The sequence below is a fragment of the Streptomyces speibonae genome (assembly GCF_984686075.1).
Map to the genome: position 1 here is coordinate 6,113,275 of NZ_OZ480260.1, position 15,723 is coordinate 6,128,997.

General features: G+C 71.1%; 13 protein-coding genes. 7 read left to right on the forward strand and 6 right to left on the reverse strand.

Going from position 1 to position 15,723, the window contains the following annotated elements:
* Positions 1 to 11: 11 nt before the first annotated feature.
* Positions 12 to 614, reverse strand: a complete 603-nt coding sequence (locus tag AC5L3C_RS27465) for a hypothetical protein (RefSeq protein WP_493651508.1) — start codon at positions 612 to 614, stop codon at positions 12 to 14.
* A gap of 141 nt (positions 615 to 755) precedes the next feature.
* Between AC5L3C_RS27465 and npdG the strand changes: the two genes are divergently transcribed.
* Both npdG and AC5L3C_RS27475 read left to right on the forward strand, forming a co-directional pair.
* Complete coding sequence (gene npdG / locus AC5L3C_RS27470) at positions 756 to 1,481, forward strand: NADPH-dependent F420 reductase (protein WP_493651509.1); 726 nt, start codon at positions 756 to 758, stop codon at positions 1,479 to 1,481.
* A 4-nt stretch (positions 1,482 to 1,485) separates the two neighbouring features.
* Positions 1,486 to 1,728 carry a hypothetical protein gene (locus tag AC5L3C_RS27475; protein WP_493651510.1) on the forward strand — a complete coding sequence of 81 codons (243 nt, stop codon included), beginning with the start codon at positions 1,486 to 1,488 and terminating at the stop codon, positions 1,726 to 1,728.
* Here the strand turns inward: AC5L3C_RS27475 and AC5L3C_RS27480 are convergent.
* The gene (locus AC5L3C_RS27480; protein ID WP_493651511.1) at positions 1,718 to 2,518 is read right to left on the reverse strand and encodes a site-2 protease family protein; all 801 of its coding nucleotides are present in this window, start codon (positions 2,516 to 2,518) and stop codon (positions 1,718 to 1,720) included. The two genes, AC5L3C_RS27475 and AC5L3C_RS27480, sit on opposite strands and share 11 nt — an antisense overlap.
* Positions 2,519 to 2,736: 218 nt before the next feature.
* Between AC5L3C_RS27480 and AC5L3C_RS27485 the strand changes: the two genes are divergently transcribed.
* Positions 2,737 to 6,027 (forward strand): ATP-binding protein, encoded by a 3,291-nt coding sequence (locus tag AC5L3C_RS27485; RefSeq protein ID WP_493651513.1) that lies wholly within the window; start codon positions 2,737 to 2,739, stop codon positions 6,025 to 6,027.
* On the opposite strand, the gene AC5L3C_RS27490 is transcribed toward AC5L3C_RS27485, so the two are convergent.
* The 3 genes from AC5L3C_RS27490 to panB form a co-directional block, all read right to left on the reverse strand.
* Positions 6,028 to 6,846: an ABC transporter permease gene (locus AC5L3C_RS27490; RefSeq protein ID WP_493651514.1), complete on the reverse strand. Its 819-nt coding sequence runs from the start codon at positions 6,844 to 6,846 to the stop codon at positions 6,028 to 6,030.
* Entirely contained in the window at positions 6,843 to 7,862 is a 1,020-nt protein-coding gene (locus tag AC5L3C_RS27495; RefSeq protein WP_493651516.1) for an ATP-binding cassette domain-containing protein, read from the reverse strand. Before AC5L3C_RS27495 ends, AC5L3C_RS27490 begins: the two co-directional genes overlap by 4 nt.
* Positions 7,863 to 8,189: 327 nt before the next feature.
* Positions 8,190 to 9,065: a 3-methyl-2-oxobutanoate hydroxymethyltransferase gene (gene panB / locus AC5L3C_RS27500; RefSeq protein ID WP_493651517.1), complete on the reverse strand. Its 876-nt coding sequence runs from the start codon at positions 9,063 to 9,065 to the stop codon at positions 8,190 to 8,192.
* Positions 9,066 to 9,238: 173 nt separating this feature from the next.
* Between panB and AC5L3C_RS27505 the strand changes: the two genes are divergently transcribed.
* Together AC5L3C_RS27505 and AC5L3C_RS27510 are read left to right on the forward strand one after the other, a co-directional pair.
* Positions 9,239 to 10,828 (forward strand): MFS transporter, encoded by a 1,590-nt coding sequence (locus tag AC5L3C_RS27505; protein WP_493651518.1) that lies wholly within the window; start codon positions 9,239 to 9,241, stop codon positions 10,826 to 10,828.
* 75 nt (positions 10,829 to 10,903) lie between these two features.
* Positions 10,904 to 11,527, forward strand: coding sequence for a TetR/AcrR family transcriptional regulator (locus AC5L3C_RS27510; RefSeq protein WP_493651519.1), 624 nt, complete (start codon positions 10,904 to 10,906; stop codon positions 11,525 to 11,527).
* Between the two features lie 47 nt (positions 11,528 to 11,574).
* Here the strand turns inward: AC5L3C_RS27510 and AC5L3C_RS27515 are convergent, their stop codons facing one another.
* Positions 11,575 to 12,588: an Lrp/AsnC family transcriptional regulator gene (locus AC5L3C_RS27515; protein WP_493651520.1), complete on the reverse strand. Its 1,014-nt coding sequence runs from the start codon at positions 12,586 to 12,588 to the stop codon at positions 11,575 to 11,577.
* Between AC5L3C_RS27515 and AC5L3C_RS27520 the strand changes: the two genes are divergently transcribed.
* The gene (locus AC5L3C_RS27520; RefSeq protein WP_493651522.1) at positions 12,569 to 14,257 is read left to right on the forward strand and encodes an amidohydrolase family protein; all 1,689 of its coding nucleotides are present in this window, start codon (positions 12,569 to 12,571) and stop codon (positions 14,255 to 14,257) included. The two genes, AC5L3C_RS27515 and AC5L3C_RS27520, sit on opposite strands and share 20 nt — an antisense overlap.
* Before the next feature lie 29 nt (positions 14,258 to 14,286).
* Positions 14,287 to 15,633, forward strand: a complete 1,347-nt coding sequence (locus tag AC5L3C_RS27525) for an MFS transporter (RefSeq protein ID WP_493651524.1) — start codon at positions 14,287 to 14,289, stop codon at positions 15,631 to 15,633.
* Positions 15,634 to 15,723: the final 90 nt, after the last annotated feature.

Genomic DNA, 15,723 nt, shown 5'->3' on the forward strand with positions numbered 1-15,723 from the left:
GCGCAGCCCGGCTACCAGCGGGTCGGCGGGGGCGCCGTCAGCAGGTCGGCCAGCCGCGACAGCCGGTCCCGGAAGCGGCGCGGCCCCCTGCGGGCCGGCAGGGCGTTCTCCCCGGCCGCCGCGCTCACCAGGTGCTGCACCGTGTCGAGATCCAGCTCCGAGCCGTCGGGCACCGGCAGGACTTCGTGCGCCAGCGCCGGCAGCTCCCCCTCGCCGGGGCCCAGGGACAGTAGTGTCGCCCCGGCCCGCCGGGCGTCGCAGACCCGCTCCAGCAGCGGGGCGGGCGGCTCCCCGGGTGCCACCACCAGCAGCGTCTCGCCCCGGCGCGCCGCCTCCAGCCGCCCCGGGCCCACCGCCAGATGCGCCGGATCGGAGGGGCGCGCGCCGTGCCGGACCAGCGTGGGGGCCAGCTCCGGCGTACCCGACCACGCGGCCTCGTCCACCAGATGCGCCGCCAGGTGCCACGGCTCGTAGTCCGGCGTGCCCACCAGCAGCAGCCCCCCGCCGTGCGAGACCACCGACCCCCGCAGCGCCCCCGCGAAGTGCCGGGTGGCGCCCAGCCACTGCGTCCCGGCGAGCACGTCCCGCAGCAGCGCGACCCGTACGGCATCCATGCGGCCGCATCCTGCCCCAACCGCTCGCCGGTGTCCCGCCGTTCGCCCCCGATTCGCCCGACCCGGGGACAAGCGCGCGCCGCTCCGTGACGGCGCTCACCCGGGCCGGAAACGCCGCCGTCACGGACGTAGAGTCGGCCCATGACCTCTACCGACAGCGCACAGCAGCCCGCGAAGGCCCCCGCCAAGGCCCCCGCCAAGGACCCCTGGGACCTGCCCGATGTGTCCGGGCTCGTCGTCGGCGTGCTCGGCGGCACCGGGCCGCAGGGCAAGGGCCTCGCCTACCGGCTCGCCAAGGCCGGCCAGAAGGTGATCATCGGCTCCCGCGCCGCCGAGCGCGCGCAGGCCGCCGCTGAGGAGCTCGGCCACGGCATCGAGGGCGCCGACAACGCCGAGACCGCCCGCCGCAGCGACGTCGTGATCGTCGCCGTGCCCTGGGACGGTCACGGCAAGACGCTGGAGTCCCTGCGCGAGGAACTGGCCGGCAAGCTGGTCGTCGACTGCGTCAACCCGCTCGGCTTCGACAAGCAGGGCGCCTACGCGCTGAAGCCGGAGGAGGGCAGCGCCGCCCAGCAGGCCGCCGCGCTGCTCCCGGACTCCCGGGTCACCGCCGCCTTCCACCACCTGTCGGCCGTCCTGCTCCAGGACCCGGAGATCGACGAGATCGACACCGATGTGATGGTGCTCGGCGAGGTCCGGGCCGACGTCGAGACCGTGCAGGCGCTGGCCGGACGCATCCCCGGCATGCGGGGCATCTTCGCCGGCCGGCTGCGCAACGCCCACCAGGTGGAGTCGCTGGTCGCCAACCTGATCTCCGTCAACCGGCGCTACAAGGCACACGCCGGGCTCCGCGTCACGGACGTATGAGCCGATGGGGGACACTGGACGCCGTAGCAGTGTCCCCCGACAGGAGCCCCCGCCCATGCCCCGCCTCGCCCTCTACGCCCTCGCCGTGTGCCTCCTCGCCGTCGCCGCGGCCGTCGTCTCCTTCGTCCGGGGCAGTGTGTTCATCGGCGTCGTCTGGGTGCTGCTGGCGGGCCTGTCGTCCAACATGACCTGGTACTACGTGCGGCGCGGGCGGGCCGGGCGCAACGACGGGCCGGTCACGGGCTGACCGAGCAGACCCCGTTCGGATCGCGCCAGAAGCGGAACAGGTCGTACCCGCAGTACGTCTCGAACTCGTGGATCCCCAGCGTCCCCAGCAGCGCGTCGACCATGTCGAAGAACACGCCGTTCACCTCGGGCACCCACAGCAGCGCGAACACGAACAGCAGACCGAACGGCGCGAACGGCTCCACCTGGCGCCGCACGCCGTACGACAGCCACGGCTCGATCACGCCGTAGCCGTCGAGCCCCGGCACCGGCAGGAAGTTCAGGATCGCCGCCGTCACCTGGAGCAGCGCCAGGAACGCCAGCGCGAACCGGAAGTCGGCCGGTACGCCGTCCAGCGCGTCCAGCCAGAACGGCGCCGTGCACACGACGGCGAACAGCACGTTCGTCAGCGGTCCCGCCGCCGAGATCAGACTGTGCCGCCACCGCCCCCGGATCCGGCCGCGCTCGATGAACACGGCACCGCCCGGCAGACCGATCCCGCCCATGATCACGAACACCACGGGCAGCACGATGCTCAGCAGGGCGTGCGTGTACTTCATCGGGTTCAGCGTGAGATAGCCCTTGGCGCCGACCGATATGTCACCGCTGTGCAGCGCGGTGCGCGCGTGCGCGTACTCGTGCAGACACAGGGAGACGATCCAGGCGGCCGTCACGAACAGGAACACCGCGATGCCGGGCCGGGCCGCGAACCCGGTCCAGGTGGCCCATCCGGTGACCGCCGTGACGGCCAGGATCCCCAGGAAGACCGGACTGATCCTCCGGTCGCTGTGGCGGGTGGCGGCGGTGGTCATGGGACTCCCTGGACTGTCGGGCACGCGTACGGGCACGCGGGGGACCGCCCGACCGTACCGGGCGCACCGGGAAAACGTCTCGCGCCGGCCCCCGGTTCCGTGCAGGGTGGGACGGCCCCGGCACGGCCGCACGGTGCCCGGAGGGCGCCCCCGCCGCCCTCGCCGGTGCCCGCAGGGCGCCCCCGCCGCCCCTTCACCGGTTCCGACCTCCGGAGACAATGGACCCCGTGCGCTATCGCATCCTCGGCACCACCCAGGCACTCCGCCCCGACGGCACCGCCGTCCCCGTCGGCGGGGCGCGGCTGCGCGCGCTGCTGACTGTGCTCGCCCTCCGGCCGGGGCGCACGGTCCCCGTGGGCCTGCTGGTCGACGGGGTCTGGGACGGTGCCCCGCCGGCCGACGCGACCGGCGCGCTGCAGGCCCTGGTCGGCCGGCTGCGCCGGGTGCTCGGCGCCGACGCGATCGCCTCCGCCGACGGCGGCTACCGGCTGACCGCCGCGCCCGACGACGTCGACCTGCACCGCTTCGAGCGGCTGGCCGACGAGGGCCGGCGCGCCCTGTCCGACGGCGACCCCGCCAAGGCGGCCGTCGTCCTGGACGACGCCCTCGCCCTGTGGCACGGCGGCCCGGCCCTGCCCGGCCTGCCCGACGGCACCGCGGAGGCGGCCCGCGTCGAGACCCGCCACCTGGACGTGCTGCGCGCCCGGCACACCGCCGCCCTCGCCCTCGGCGAGGCCGAGCGGTCCCTGCCCGAACTCACCGCGCTGTGCGACACCCACCCCCTCGACGAGTCCCTCCAGGCGCTGCGGCTGCGCGCCCTGCGCGACACCGGACGCACCGCCGAGGCCCTCGCCGGTTACGAGGACGTACGCCGTCTGCTGGCCGACCGGCTCGGCTCCGACCCCGGCGCCGAACTGCGGGCGCTGCACGCCGAGTTGCTGGCGCCCCCGCCCGCGCCGGAGCCCGCACCCGGCGTCCGCGGAGCCGGTCCGCCCGGAAATCTGCGGGCCCGGCTGACCTCGTTCGTCGGACGCGAGAGCGACATCGAGACCCTCCACGCGGACCTCGCCGCCGCCCGGCTGGTCACCCTCCTCGGACCGGGCGGCGCGGGCAAGACCCGCCTCTCCCAGGAGGCCGCCGAATCCCTGCGGGAGAGCCTCCCCGACGGTGTGTGGCTCGCCGAACTCGCTCCCGTCGAGGATCCCGGCGCCGTCCCCCAGGCCGTCCTGACCGCCGTCGGTGCCCGCGAGACCGTCCTGTACGGCGCGGGCGCCGAAACCATGCGGGCCGTCACCGAACGCATCACCGACCCCCTGGAGCGGCTCGCCGAGCACTGCGGCCCCCGGCGCATGCTGCTGATCCTCGACAACTGCGAACACGTCGTCGAGGCGGCCGCCCGCCTCGTCGAGGCGCTGCTGGAACGCTGCCCCCACCTCACCGTCCTCGCCACCAGCCGCGAACCGCTGGGCGTGCGCGGGGAGTTGCTGCGCCCCGTGGAGCCGTTGCCCGAACCGGTCGCCCTGCGCCTGCTCGCCGACCGCGGGGCCGCGGCCCGCCCCGGCTTCCGCACCGACGCCGACGAGGACACCGCGCGGGCCTGCGCGGAGATCTGCCGCCGCCTCGACGGACTGCCCCTGGCCATCGAACTCGCCGCCGCCCGGCTGCGCATGCTCACCCCGCGCCAGATAGCCGACCGGCTCGACGACCGCTTCCGCCTGCTCACCGGCGGCAGCCGCACCGCCCTGCCCCGCCAGCAGACCCTGCGGGCCGTCGTCGACTGGTCCTGGGACCTGCTCGACGAGGACGAACGCGACGTCCTGGTCCGCCTGTCGGTCTTCGCCGGCGGCTGCGACCTCGCCGCCGCCGAGGCCGTCTGCGGACCGGTCGCGCTCGACGCGCTCGGCTCCCTCGTCGACAAGTCCCTCGTGGTGGCCGTCCCTTCGGGTGACGGCGGAATGCGCTACCGGCTGCTGGAGACCGTCGCCGAGTACGCCCGCGAACGCCTCGACGAGACCGGCCGCCGCGCGGAGGCCGAGCGCGCGCACCTGACGTACTTCCGCGAGGTCGCCCGCACCGCCGAGCCGATGCTGCGCGGCCCGCACCAGGTGGCCGGCATCGCCCTGCTGGAGCGGGAGTACGAGAACGTGCGCACCGCCCTGCGCCACGCCATCGCCCTGCGCGACGAGCAGGAGGCGCTGTGCGTCACCCTGTCGCTGAGCTGGTACTGGCAGATGCGCGACCTGCGCATCGAGGCCCGCAACTGGTGCCGCGAGGTCATGGCCCTCGGCCCCGACCCGTTCACCGAGCCGCTGCCGCCCGCCGCCCCGCTGTGGCAGCGCTGCACCGACACCCCGCCCCCGATGAGCCAAGAGGTCCTCGCCGAGGCCCGCCGCGGGCTGCACCTGATCCATCTGGCCCACATGGACACCGAACTCGACGACTGGCAGACCCCGCAGGCCCAGCACAAACTGCGCCTGGCCGCCGCGGCCTACGAGCCGGGCATGCCGCAGGTCTGCCGCCCGCCCGGTCTGCTCTGGGTGTTCGCCGTGATGCTGACCGGTGACGTGGAGCGGCTGCACCACGTGGTCGACGCGGCCATCCGCACCTGCCGGGCCAACCCCGGCTTCGAGTGGGAGCTGGCCTGCAACCTCCAGCTGCGCGCCAACTTCCTGGCCAACCGCAGCGACTGGGCCGGCGACGCCCGCCGCGACGCCGACGAGGCCCTGGAGATCCACCGGCGGCTCGGCGACACCTGGGGCATCGCCGAGGCCCTCTCCGCACGCGGTGAGGCCCGCGAACGCGCCGGGGACCACCGGGAAGCCGCCGCCGACTACGAGGCGGCCATCGAGCACGCAGGACGACTCGGCGCCCGGGCCCACACGGCCGTCCTCACCGCCCGGCTGGGCAGCGCGCTGCTGGAGACGGGCGAGACGGAGCGCGGTGAACGGCTGCTGCGTGAGGTCATCGACGACGCGCGGGGCCGGCACACCGAGGCGCTGCCCGCCGCCCGTCTCTTCCTGACCGGCTGGCTCTGCATGAACGGGCGCACGGCCGAGGCCCGGGAACATCTGCGGGCCCTGCGCGAGGAGTTCCGCATCGCGCACTACGTCGTCTTCGACGCGTTCATCCTCGGGGCCGAGGGCTGGGCGGAGGTGGTCGACGGCAACGACGCCGAGGGCCTGGCGATCCTCCGCGAGGCGATCCGGCACACGGGCGACCCGCTGTCCGCCGCCATCGCCCCCCACATGCGCTCGGTGTACGTCACCACGGCCGCCATCGCCCTCGCCGGGATCGACGGCGGACGGCACGCCCGGGACGCGGCCCGCTGCGTCGGCGCGGCCGACTCCTGGCTGCCGCCCGGACACCGGCCCGTGCGGATGGAGCGCGCGGTGCGCGAACGCGCCGAGGAACGCATCCGGGCGGTCCTCGGCGACGCCTACGACGCCGCGTACGCCGAGGGCGGCGGCCTCTCCCCGGAGGAGGCCGCCGTCCTGCTCGAGCCCGCCTGATCAGGTCTTCGTACGGAACTTGTGGATCGCGACCGGCGCCATCACGGCCGTGATCCCCACCGACCAGGCCAGCGTCATCCACAGGTCGTGGGCGACGGGGCCGCCCACCATCAGCCCGCGCGCGGCGTCCGCCAGCGCGGACAGCGGGTTGTACTCGGTGAAGTTCTGCAGCCAGCCCGGCATCGACTGCGGCGGCGCGAAGATCGACGAGCCGAACTGCAGCGGCATCAGCACCAGGAAGCCCATCGCCTGCACCGACTGGGCGTTCTTCATCACCACACCCAGGGTGAGGAAGACCCACATCAGGGCCGAGCCGAACACCGCGGACAGCCCCATCGCCGCGAACAGCCCCGGCCAGTGGGTGATGTCGAAGCCGACCAGCACCCCGACGACCAGCAGGATCGTGGTGGCGATGAGCATCCGTACCATCTCGACCGAGATCTTCGCGAACAGCACCGAGCCACGGCCGATGGGCAGCGACCGGAAGCGGTCCATCACCCCGGTGTTGAAGTCCTGGTTGAACCCGGTGCCCACCCCCTGGGCCATGCTCATGCCCATCATGGCCATCAGCCCCGGCACGATGTACTGCACGTAGGCGTCCTGTCCGCCGCCCAGCGACTGCCCGATCGAGCCGCCGAAGACATACACGAACAGCAGGGTGAAGACGATCGGGAACAGCACGGCGTCGAACATCGACTCCGGGTCCTGCCGGATCCACAGCAGATTGCGGCGCATCAGGGCACCGGTGTGCCGTAGGTGGGCACGCAGCGTGATGCGCGTGTCCGCGCGGAGTTCGGTGGTCACAGCGGTGGCGCTCATACGGCGACCGCCTCCTCGTGGGTCTCGGCGGGCACGGCGTCCTGCGGGGCACTGGCACTGTGGCCGGTGAGGGACAGGAACACCTCGTCCAGGCTGGGCAGTTCGGTGCTGATGGAGCTGATCGTGACGCCGCGCGCGGTGAGCGTGCCGACCACGGCGGTCAGCTGCTCGTCGCTCAGCACCGGCACGAGCACCGCACCCCGCTCGTGGTCCACCACGGTGCCGGCGAGCCCGGTGATGCCCTGCGCGTCGAGGGTGTCCGCCAGCGGACGCAGCTGCAACGGATCGGCCGGGCGGATCCGCAGCGTACGCCCGCCGACCTTGGCCTTCAGCTGCTCGATGCCGCCGCTCGCGATGACCTTGCCCCGGTCCACGACGGTCAGCTCGGACGCCAGCTGCTCGGCCTCCTCCATGTACTGCGTGGTCAGCAGCACCGTCACCCCGTCCCCGACCAGCCGCTTGACCTCGTCCCACACCTCGTTGCGGGTACGGGGATCGAGCCCCGTGGTCGGCTCGTCCAGGTACAGCACGGCCGGCCGGCCGATCATCGAGGCGGCCAGGTCGAGCCGGCGCCGCATGCCGCCGGAGTAGGTGGCCACGGGCCGCCGGGCCGCCTCCGTGAGCGAGAACCGCTCCAGCAGCTCGTCGGAACGAGTCCGTGCCTCCTTGCGGGGCAGGTCGAGCAGCCGCCCGATCAGATACAGGTTCTCCCAGCCCGAGAGCTTCTCGTCCACGGAGGCGTACTGCCCGGTCAGCCCGATCACCCGGCGCAGCTGCCGCGGCTGGCGGACCACGTCGTACCCGGCCACGGTGGCCTGTCCGGCCGTCGGCGGCAGAAGGGTGGACAGGATCCGCACCAGCGTGGTCTTCCCGGCCCCGTTCGGCCCGAGCACCCCCATGACGGTGCCCTCCCGCACGTCCAGGTCGACCCCGTCCAGCGCCTTGGTCTCCCCGTAGTGCTTGACCAGCCCCCGTACGGAAACGGCGCTCCCCGATTCCATGTCGTTTCGCGTCATGGAAGAGACGCTCCCACCCCCCACCGACAAACCACCGACATCCTGCCGACAGGACATAGCTGCGGGCAGGCGTGCCTCTTAAGTGCCTGGGAGGTACCCCCAGGGCGATGGGGGTCCCCCCGCTCATGGGGGTACCTCCCGCTCGAGCGGAGCCGAGAGTGGGGGAGAAGCCGAGAGTGGGGGAGGGTGGGCGCAGGCGGCACCCCGCAATCGCCGGGCTGCGAAAGCACCCCCGCGCACCCGGACATGCGTCGGCCCCGCCGACGGGGGAAGATCAGCGGGGCCGACGCGGATGGTGCCGCAATGGCTCAATGCCGGCGCGAGCGCTCAGTGCACGGAGTGCTCCTCCTGCGGGAACGCCCCGCCGACGACGTCCTCGGCGAACGCCTGCGCCGCCCCCTTCATCACCTCACGCAGATCCGCGTACTGCTTGACGAACCGAGGCACGCGCCCGCCCGTCAGCCCCAGCATGTCGGTCCACACCAACACCTGCGCATCCGTCTGCGCCCCCGCCCCGATCCCGACGGTCGGAATCTGCAGCACCCGCGTCACCTCGGCCGCCAGCTCCGCCGGCACCAGCTCCAGCACCACCGCGAACGCGCCCGCGTCCTGCACGGCCTTGGCGTCCCGCAGCAGCTGCTGGGCCGCCTCCTCACCACGCCCCTGCACCCGGTAACCCATCGCGTTCACCGACTGCGGGGTCAGTCCGATGTGGGCCATCACCGGGATGCCGGACTCCACCAGCAGTTCGATCTGCCGGTGCGACCGCTCCCCGCCCTCCAGCTTGACGGCGCCCACACCGGCCTCCTTGACCAGCCGGGTCGCCGAGCGCAGCGCCTGCACCGGCCCCTCCTGGTAGGAGCCGAAGGGCAGGTCGCCCACGATCAGGGCGCGCGAGGTGCCGCGGACGACCGCGGCGGACAGCATGGTCATCTCGTCGAGGGTGACGGGCACGGTCGTCTCGTACCCGAGGTGGCAGTTGCCCGCCGAGTCGCCGACCAGCATGACCGGGATGCCGGCCTCGTCGAACACGGACGCGGTCATCGCGTCGTACGCGGTGAGCATGGGCCACTTCTCGCCGCGCTCCTTGGCGGCGGCGATGTCACGGACAGTGATACGGCGAGTGCCCTTGCCCCCGTACAGCGTTTTGCCGTCGGAGGAACCGGATGTCGTCCCGGTCTGGGCAGCCGAAAGCTGCGTCATGGAACCGTCTCCCAACACGTCATCTCGAGGCGCCCTGACGGCGTCCCCGGACCACATCCATGGTGGCACCTGTGCCGCCCGAGGGCCAGAGGCGCCCGAGCGCGGGCAAGAACTGGGCAAAAAGACATCCAATACGAGACGGTCTCGTATCGAAAGTCGCTACGATGCATCCCATGACTTCTCCTGCCGCCCCTGCCCGCCGGGTCCCGGAAGCCGTGCACCGGCGCCGCTGGGCGATCCTCGGCGTGCTGATGCTGAGCCTGCTGATCGTCGTCCTGGACAACTCGATCCTGAACGTCGCCGTCAAGACGATCTCCACACCCGCCCCCACCGGTCTGGGCGCCACGCAGAGCGAGCTGGAGTGGGCGATCAACTCCTACACCCTCGTCTTCGCGGGCCTGCTCTTCAGCGCGGGGCTGCTGGGCGACCGGCTCGGCCGCAAGAAGGTGCTGATCGGCGGTCTGGCCGTGTTCGGCATCGGCTCGGCGCTCGCCGCGTTCTCCGGTTCACCGGCCGAGCTGATCGGCTTCCGCGCGGTGATGGGTTTGGGCGCGGCGTTCGTCATGCCGGCCACCCTGGCCGTGCTGATGAACGTCTTCGAGCGCGACGAACAGCCCAAGGCCATCGGCATCTGGGCGGGCGGGGTGGGCCTGGCCATCGCCATCGGCCCGATCACCGGGGGACTGCTTCTGGATCACTTCTGGTGGGGCTCGGTCTTCCTGGTCAACGTGCCGATCGTGGTCCTCGCCGTCGGCCTGATGCTGTGGCTGGTGCCCGACTCCCGCGATCCGCAACCCGGCCGGATCGACCCCGTCGGCGTCGTGCTGTCGGTGGCCGGCCTGGTCCTGCTGGTCTACGGCATCATCAAGGGCGGCCAGCTCGCCGACTTCACCGACGCCACCGTGCTGACGACGATCGGCGCCGGTCTCGCCGTACTGGCCGCGTTCGTGGTGTTCGAGAAGCGCAGCGACCACCCCTCCATCGACATCACCTACTTCAGGAACAAGGTGTTCTCCGCCGCGATCGTCGCGATCGCGCTGGTGTTCTTCGCGCTCATGGGCGTGACGTTCTTCGCCGTGTTCTACACACAGAGCGTGCGCGGCTACTCGCCGCTGGAGACGGGTCTGCTGATGCTGCCGCTGGCCGCCGCCCAGATGATCTTCGCGCCGCGGGCGCGCCTGCTGGTGGACCGGTTCGGCAACAAGGCCACCACCACCGCGGGCCTGCTCCTGCTCGCGGCGATGCTGGCCGCCTTCGCGACCCTGGACGGGGACACGCCGATCTGGATCCTGGAGGTGATCTTCCTCCTGATGGGCACGGGCATGGCCCATGTGATGACCCCGGTCAGTGTCGTCATCATGCAGGCCCTGCCGCGCGAGAAGGCCGGCTCGGCGTCCGCGCTGAGCAACACCTTCCGCCAGGTCGGCGGCGCCCTCGGCATCGCCGTACTCGGCTCGGTGCTGTCCACCGCCTACCGCAACGACATCGAGGACAAGCTGGGCCTGCTGCCGCCCGGCGCCCGGCACGCGGCCGGGGAGTCCATCGAGGCCACCTTGGCCGTCGCGGACCGGATCGGCCCCCGCGCCGACGCCCTGGCCGACGCCGCCAACGACGCGTTCCTGCACGCCATGCACGTCACCTCCCTGTGGGGAGCGGCCGTCGCGGTGCTGGGCGCGGTCGTCGTCGCCGTCTTCCTGCCCGGCCGCCCGCCCACGCCCGAAGGGGACGACGAGGACCAGGAGCTGGTGACGGCGGCGGACTGAAAACGCACGCCCGGTGGGCCGGTGCCGGCGCCCACCGGGCAGAATCACCGCAGCCCACCGAAAGGATCCGACGACGTGAGTCCGGCCGACACCGGTCCCCGGCAGGAGGCGCCGCCGCGGGGCCGCCCCCGCAGCGAGGCGGTCGAACGCGCCATCATCGAGTCGGTGATGAAGTTGCTGGAGGACGGCGTGCCCCTCGCGGAGCTCTCCATCGAGCGCATCGCCCGCACCGCCGGCGTCGGCAAGGCCACCATCTACCGCCGCTGGACCGGCAAGGAGGACCTCTTCGTCGACGTGATGCGCGCCGCCGAGCTGCCCGACCCCGAACTCCCGGGCACCTCCATGCGTGACGACCTCGTCGTCCTGCTGGAGGCGCTGCGGCTGCGCGGCCTGGCGGGGCGGACCTCGGCGATCCTGCACAACGTGCACGCCCAGATGAAGAGCAGCCCCAACCTCTGGGCGGCCTACCACAGGACCGTCATCCTGCCCCGCCGCAGGCTCGGCCTCGAGGTGCTGCGCCGGGGGCAGGAGAACGGTGAACTGCGCACCGACGTCGACCTGGAACTCCTCAACGACATCGTCGTGGGCCCGATCCTGGTCCGTACGGTCATGCGTCCGGACGCCGACCTCCCGGACGACCTCGCCGAACGCATCGTGGACACCCTCCTGGAAGGGCTGCGCCCCGGCGGCGACCGATGAGGGCCCGAAGCGCGTCATGACGGCCGGGACGATCCGCTCGGCCGCTGTCAGCCGAGCGGGTCCGGCCCCTGCCAGATGTCGATGGGGACCGTACGGACACAGCGGCTGCTGCCGTCCAGCAATCGCCCGTACACCTTGACGGTACGAATGGTCACGTTCCGCTCGGTCACTCGCGCCGTGGGCAACTCGTGCTCGATCTTCGCGACCAGCCGGGTCAGATGTGAGACGGAATTGAGGGCAGCGGCGAAGACGATGTTCTCTGTGCCGACCACGGAGGCACACAGGCGGCACTCCGGCCAGTTCCTCAGCGTGGCGCCGACCCGGTGCAGGTCCCTCTCCGGAACGGCCATCCTGATCATCACGACGGTCTGGGAGCCCACCAGACGGCGGGCCACGTCGCACCGGAAGACGATGTCGTGGCCGCGCTGCAGCAGGTGGAGGCGTCGTTTGACCGCGAGTTCACTCTCGCCGAGCCGACGCCCGAGCTCCGCGTAGCTCATGCGGCCGTCCATGCTCAGCAGTGCGAACAGCGCTCCGTCCCTCCGGTCCATGCGGGACACGGCAGGGGACTCCGCCCTCTCGGCGTCCCGCAGGGCGCGCAGCCGACCCGGCTCGACGGCGCCCAGACGCCAGCGGGTACCCCCGAACCACTCGGTCCCGATGTCGCTCCGCAGCCTGCGTACGCCGACGACGCCCGGGATGTCGCGGAGGAGCAGACCCGATATGGCGGTCAGGTTCTCGGCGAGCACGATCGCGGAGATGTCGTACTCGCCCGTCGTCACCGCGACCGAGATCACCGGTGGCATCTCAGCCAGTGCCTGCGCCGCCTCCAGTACGCGGGCGGGGTCGCATTCGAGCTCCACGAGCGCGAAGACGATACGTCCGTACTGACGCGGGCCGAACGCGACACTGACCCAGGCCTTTCCCGACCGCTGAAGCCGAGTCCAGCGGCGCTGCACCGTGGAGGCGGAGACCCCCAGGGCGCCGGCCAACTGAGTCCAGGTGGCGCGCGGACCGACCTGCAGCGCATCGACGATCTCCATGTCGGATTCGCTCAGCACAGCATCACTCTCGGGGTTTTCTTGCACCGGATCAGCCCTTCGAGGGATTTTCCTGCCGGTCACGCAGCCTATCCGGCACCGCTGTGAGCCTGGTCATGACCGATTGGAGGGCGACCCTCTCGTGACATTTCAGCCAACTCACAGTAACTCCCCACCGCACCGGGCCGGGTACTCGGACGCCTATGACCTGGTGTTCTCGGGAGGTCGCGTGATCGACCCGGAAACCGGCCTGGACGCCGCCCGTGACGTGGGCATACGGCAGGGACGCATTGCGTGTGTGTCAGAGGCCCCGTTGCGGGGCGGCGTCCGGATCGACGCGAGCGGTTTGGTGCTGGCTCCGGGTTTCATCGACATGCACAGTCATGCGCAGACGCTCGCAGGTCTCCGTCTGCAGGCCCTGGACGGTGTCACCACCGCCCTGGAGCTCGAGGTGGGCGCCGCCTCCGTAGCGGCCACCTATGCACTGGCGGAAAGACGCGGGTGCCCCATCAATGTCGGCTACTCCGCGTCGTGGACCGCGACGAGGGCACGGCTTCTCGACAACGCGACAGAGCCCATGAGCACTCCCTTCCGCGCCTTTCTCGACCACGCCGGGCTGCACAACTGGCGTCGCCGGCACTCGCCCTCGACCGTGAGCGGGATCGTGCGGCAGCTGGAGAGCGAGCTTCATGCCGGGGCGCTCGGCGTGGGCGTCGCACTCGGGTACGCACCGGAAACGGATCCGGCCGAGTACATACGACTCGCCGCGTTGGCGGCCCACTGGGACATGCCTGCCTTCACCCATGCCCGATGGGCCGCGGTCGAATCTCCCGGATCCGCGCTGGACGCCGGCGCGGAGCTGGTGGCCGCCGCCTCGGAAACGGGGGCGCATATTCACTTCTGCCATCTCAACAGCACGACGCACCGCCTGGCCGAGGCAGGGATGAAACTCGTCGAGGAGGCGCACCAACGCGGCGCGCGTGTGTCCACGGAGGCGTATCCGTACGGCTCCGGGTGCACAGCGGTCGGAGCCTCCTTCCTGGACCCCGCGGCACTGGCCCGCCTGGACCTTCCGGCCACGGCTGTCACGCACGTGGCGTCCGGGCAGCGGCTGTCCGGCCCGGAAGAGCTCAAGAGCTTGCGTGAGAAGGATCCGGGGGCCCTCGTCATCGTCGATCTGCTCGACGAGCAAGTGGACGAGGAAAAGCGACTGCTGAGGGAGATACTGGCCCGCCCCGAGGTGGTCATCGCCTCGGACGCCGTCCCCCCGATGCGGCCCGACGGCGTCTTCTACGAGGAAACGTGGCCGTTGCCCAGGGAGGCGCAGTCACACCCCAGGACCGCGGGCTGCTTTTCCCGGATGCTGCGCTGGCTGGTGCGAGAGACCGGAACCGTCAGCGTGTCCGAGGCTGTCCGCCGCGGTTCCCTGCTCCCCGCCCAACTGCTCGAGTCCACATCCGATGCCTTCCGCCGGAAGGGCCGAGTGCAGGCCGGATCCGACGCGGACATCGTCCTGTTCGATCCCGAAAGAATTACCGACCGCTCCTCCTACTCGCATACAACGAAACCTTCGACGGGAATGGTCCATGTTCTCGTGGGAGGAGAGTTCGTCGTTCGTGACGGAGCCCTTCTCGGCGATGCTCTGCCGGGCAAACCCGTCTACGGCCGCCTCCGTCAGCAGACTCAGTAGAGGAAACCGAGAAGGGAAACGTTTCTCTGATGGCAGAATCAATTCTCCGGTCCGATCCTGCGACCGAACCAGCTGTGCGCAAGGCCGCCCGGCGGCTCATCCCGCTCCTCGGCCTCATGTACTTCCTCTCGCAACTCGACCGTGTGAACGCGGGCTTCGCCGCTGAGGGGATGCGCGAGGACATCGGATTGACCACCGCTGCCTTCGGACTGGGGGCAGGGCTGTTCTTTCTGGGCTACTGCCTGCTCGAACCGCTGAGCAACATGATCCAGCACCGGGTGGGAGCCCGGTTGTGGCTGGCCCGCATCATGGTCTCCTGGGGTGCCGTCACTGCCGTCATGGCGGCTGTGCAGGGCGACTCGAGCTTCTATGCCATCCGTATTCTGCTCGGAATCGCGGAAGCCGGGTTCATCCCAGGGGTCATTCTCTACCTCACCACCTGGTTCCCGGCCGAGTACCGAGGTCGCCTGACGGCACAGTTCTACTTCGCCGCGCCCATTGCCATCATCGTCGGAGCACCCTTGTCCTCCTGGACCATCTCAACCCTGGACGGATGGTTCGGGCTCGAGGGTTGGCGAGTGATGTTCCTCACCCACGGCGTGCCCACCATACTGGTCGGTCTCCTTGTGCTGTTCATTCTTCCGGACCGCCCCCGGGACGCCGGCTGGCTCAACGACAGCGAGATCAGAGCACTCGAGAACGCTCTCGCACAGGAGAACGACAGAGCCCTCGAGGCCGGCTCGTCCCACCGGTCGAACGCGCTGCGAGACGTTCGCACCTACCTCGTGGGCGCGGTTCTCTTCGCGAACCTCTTCGGCCTCAACGCTTTCAGCTTCTTCATGCCGCAGGTCATGACGGATTTCGAAACCGAATACGGCATCGACTTCTCCTCGTTCGAAGTGGGCCTGCTGACCGCGTTGCCCTACGCGGTCGCCGTGATCGCGATGTGGTTCACCGGACGTGCCTCGGACCGGACCGGAAACCGCATCGGGTATTCCGGAGTGGCCCTGGCGATCGGTGCCGTCGCGGTCATCGCTGCTCCGCACGCCCCTACGCCGGTTCTCCAGATGACGGCGCTCAGTGTGGTCGTCGCCGCCTCCCTCTCCGCCTTGCCGATCCTCTGGCAGATACCGAAGGCATTCCTCGCCGGCCCTGCCGCCGCGGTGGGGATCGGCGTCATCGCGGCCATCGCGAACTCATCCGGATTCTTCGCGCCGGCCCTTACCGGAGCCTTGCGTGAGAAGACTGGAAACTTCACCGCCGGCCTCGAGGTGATCGGCTGCGTGATGCTCCTGGCCGTGGCCATCCTGTTCTTCATCAAGAAGACGACCGAGAGGAAAGAGGAGAGCTCTCTTCCGGGCAGCGAACCGCAGTAGCCGTCCGACCGTCATGCCCCGGGCGATTCCCGGTCGTCGGGGACGCCCTGCGGGCCTCTTTGTGTTCGTTCGATGACAGATGGAGCTCTC

What these genes read in the sequence shown, in the direction of transcription:
- AC5L3C_RS27480 (WP_493651511.1), bottom strand. Translation starts at nt 2,518, where the DNA reads ATGACCACCGCCGCCACCCGCCACAGCGACCGGAGGATCAGTCCGGTC.
- npdG (WP_493651509.1), top strand. Translation starts at nt 756, where the DNA reads ATGACCTCTACCGACAGCGCACAGCAGCCCGCGAAGGCCCCCGCCAAG.
- AC5L3C_RS27520 (WP_493651522.1), top strand. Translation starts at nt 12,569, where the DNA reads ATGTCGGATTCGCTCAGCACAGCATCACTCTCGGGGTTTTCTTGCACC.
- AC5L3C_RS27465 (WP_493651508.1), bottom strand. Translation starts at nt 614, where the DNA reads ATGGATGCCGTACGGGTCGCGCTGCTGCGGGACGTGCTCGCCGGGACG.
- AC5L3C_RS27525 (WP_493651524.1), top strand. Translation starts at nt 14,287, where the DNA reads ATGGCAGAATCAATTCTCCGGTCCGATCCTGCGACCGAACCAGCTGTG.
- panB (WP_493651517.1), bottom strand. Translation starts at nt 9,065, where the DNA reads ATGACGCAGCTTTCGGCTGCCCAGACCGGGACGACATCCGGTTCCTCC.
- AC5L3C_RS27495 (WP_493651516.1), bottom strand. Translation starts at nt 7,862, where the DNA reads ATGACGCGAAACGACATGGAATCGGGGAGCGCCGTTTCCGTACGGGGG.
- AC5L3C_RS27475 (WP_493651510.1), top strand. Translation starts at nt 1,486, where the DNA reads ATGGGGGACACTGGACGCCGTAGCAGTGTCCCCCGACAGGAGCCCCCG.
- AC5L3C_RS27505 (WP_493651518.1), top strand. Translation starts at nt 9,239, where the DNA reads ATGACTTCTCCTGCCGCCCCTGCCCGCCGGGTCCCGGAAGCCGTGCAC.
- AC5L3C_RS27490 (WP_493651514.1), bottom strand. Translation starts at nt 6,846, where the DNA reads ATGAGCGCCACCGCTGTGACCACCGAACTCCGCGCGGACACGCGCATC.
- AC5L3C_RS27485 (WP_493651513.1), top strand. Translation starts at nt 2,737, where the DNA reads ATGGACCCCGTGCGCTATCGCATCCTCGGCACCACCCAGGCACTCCGC.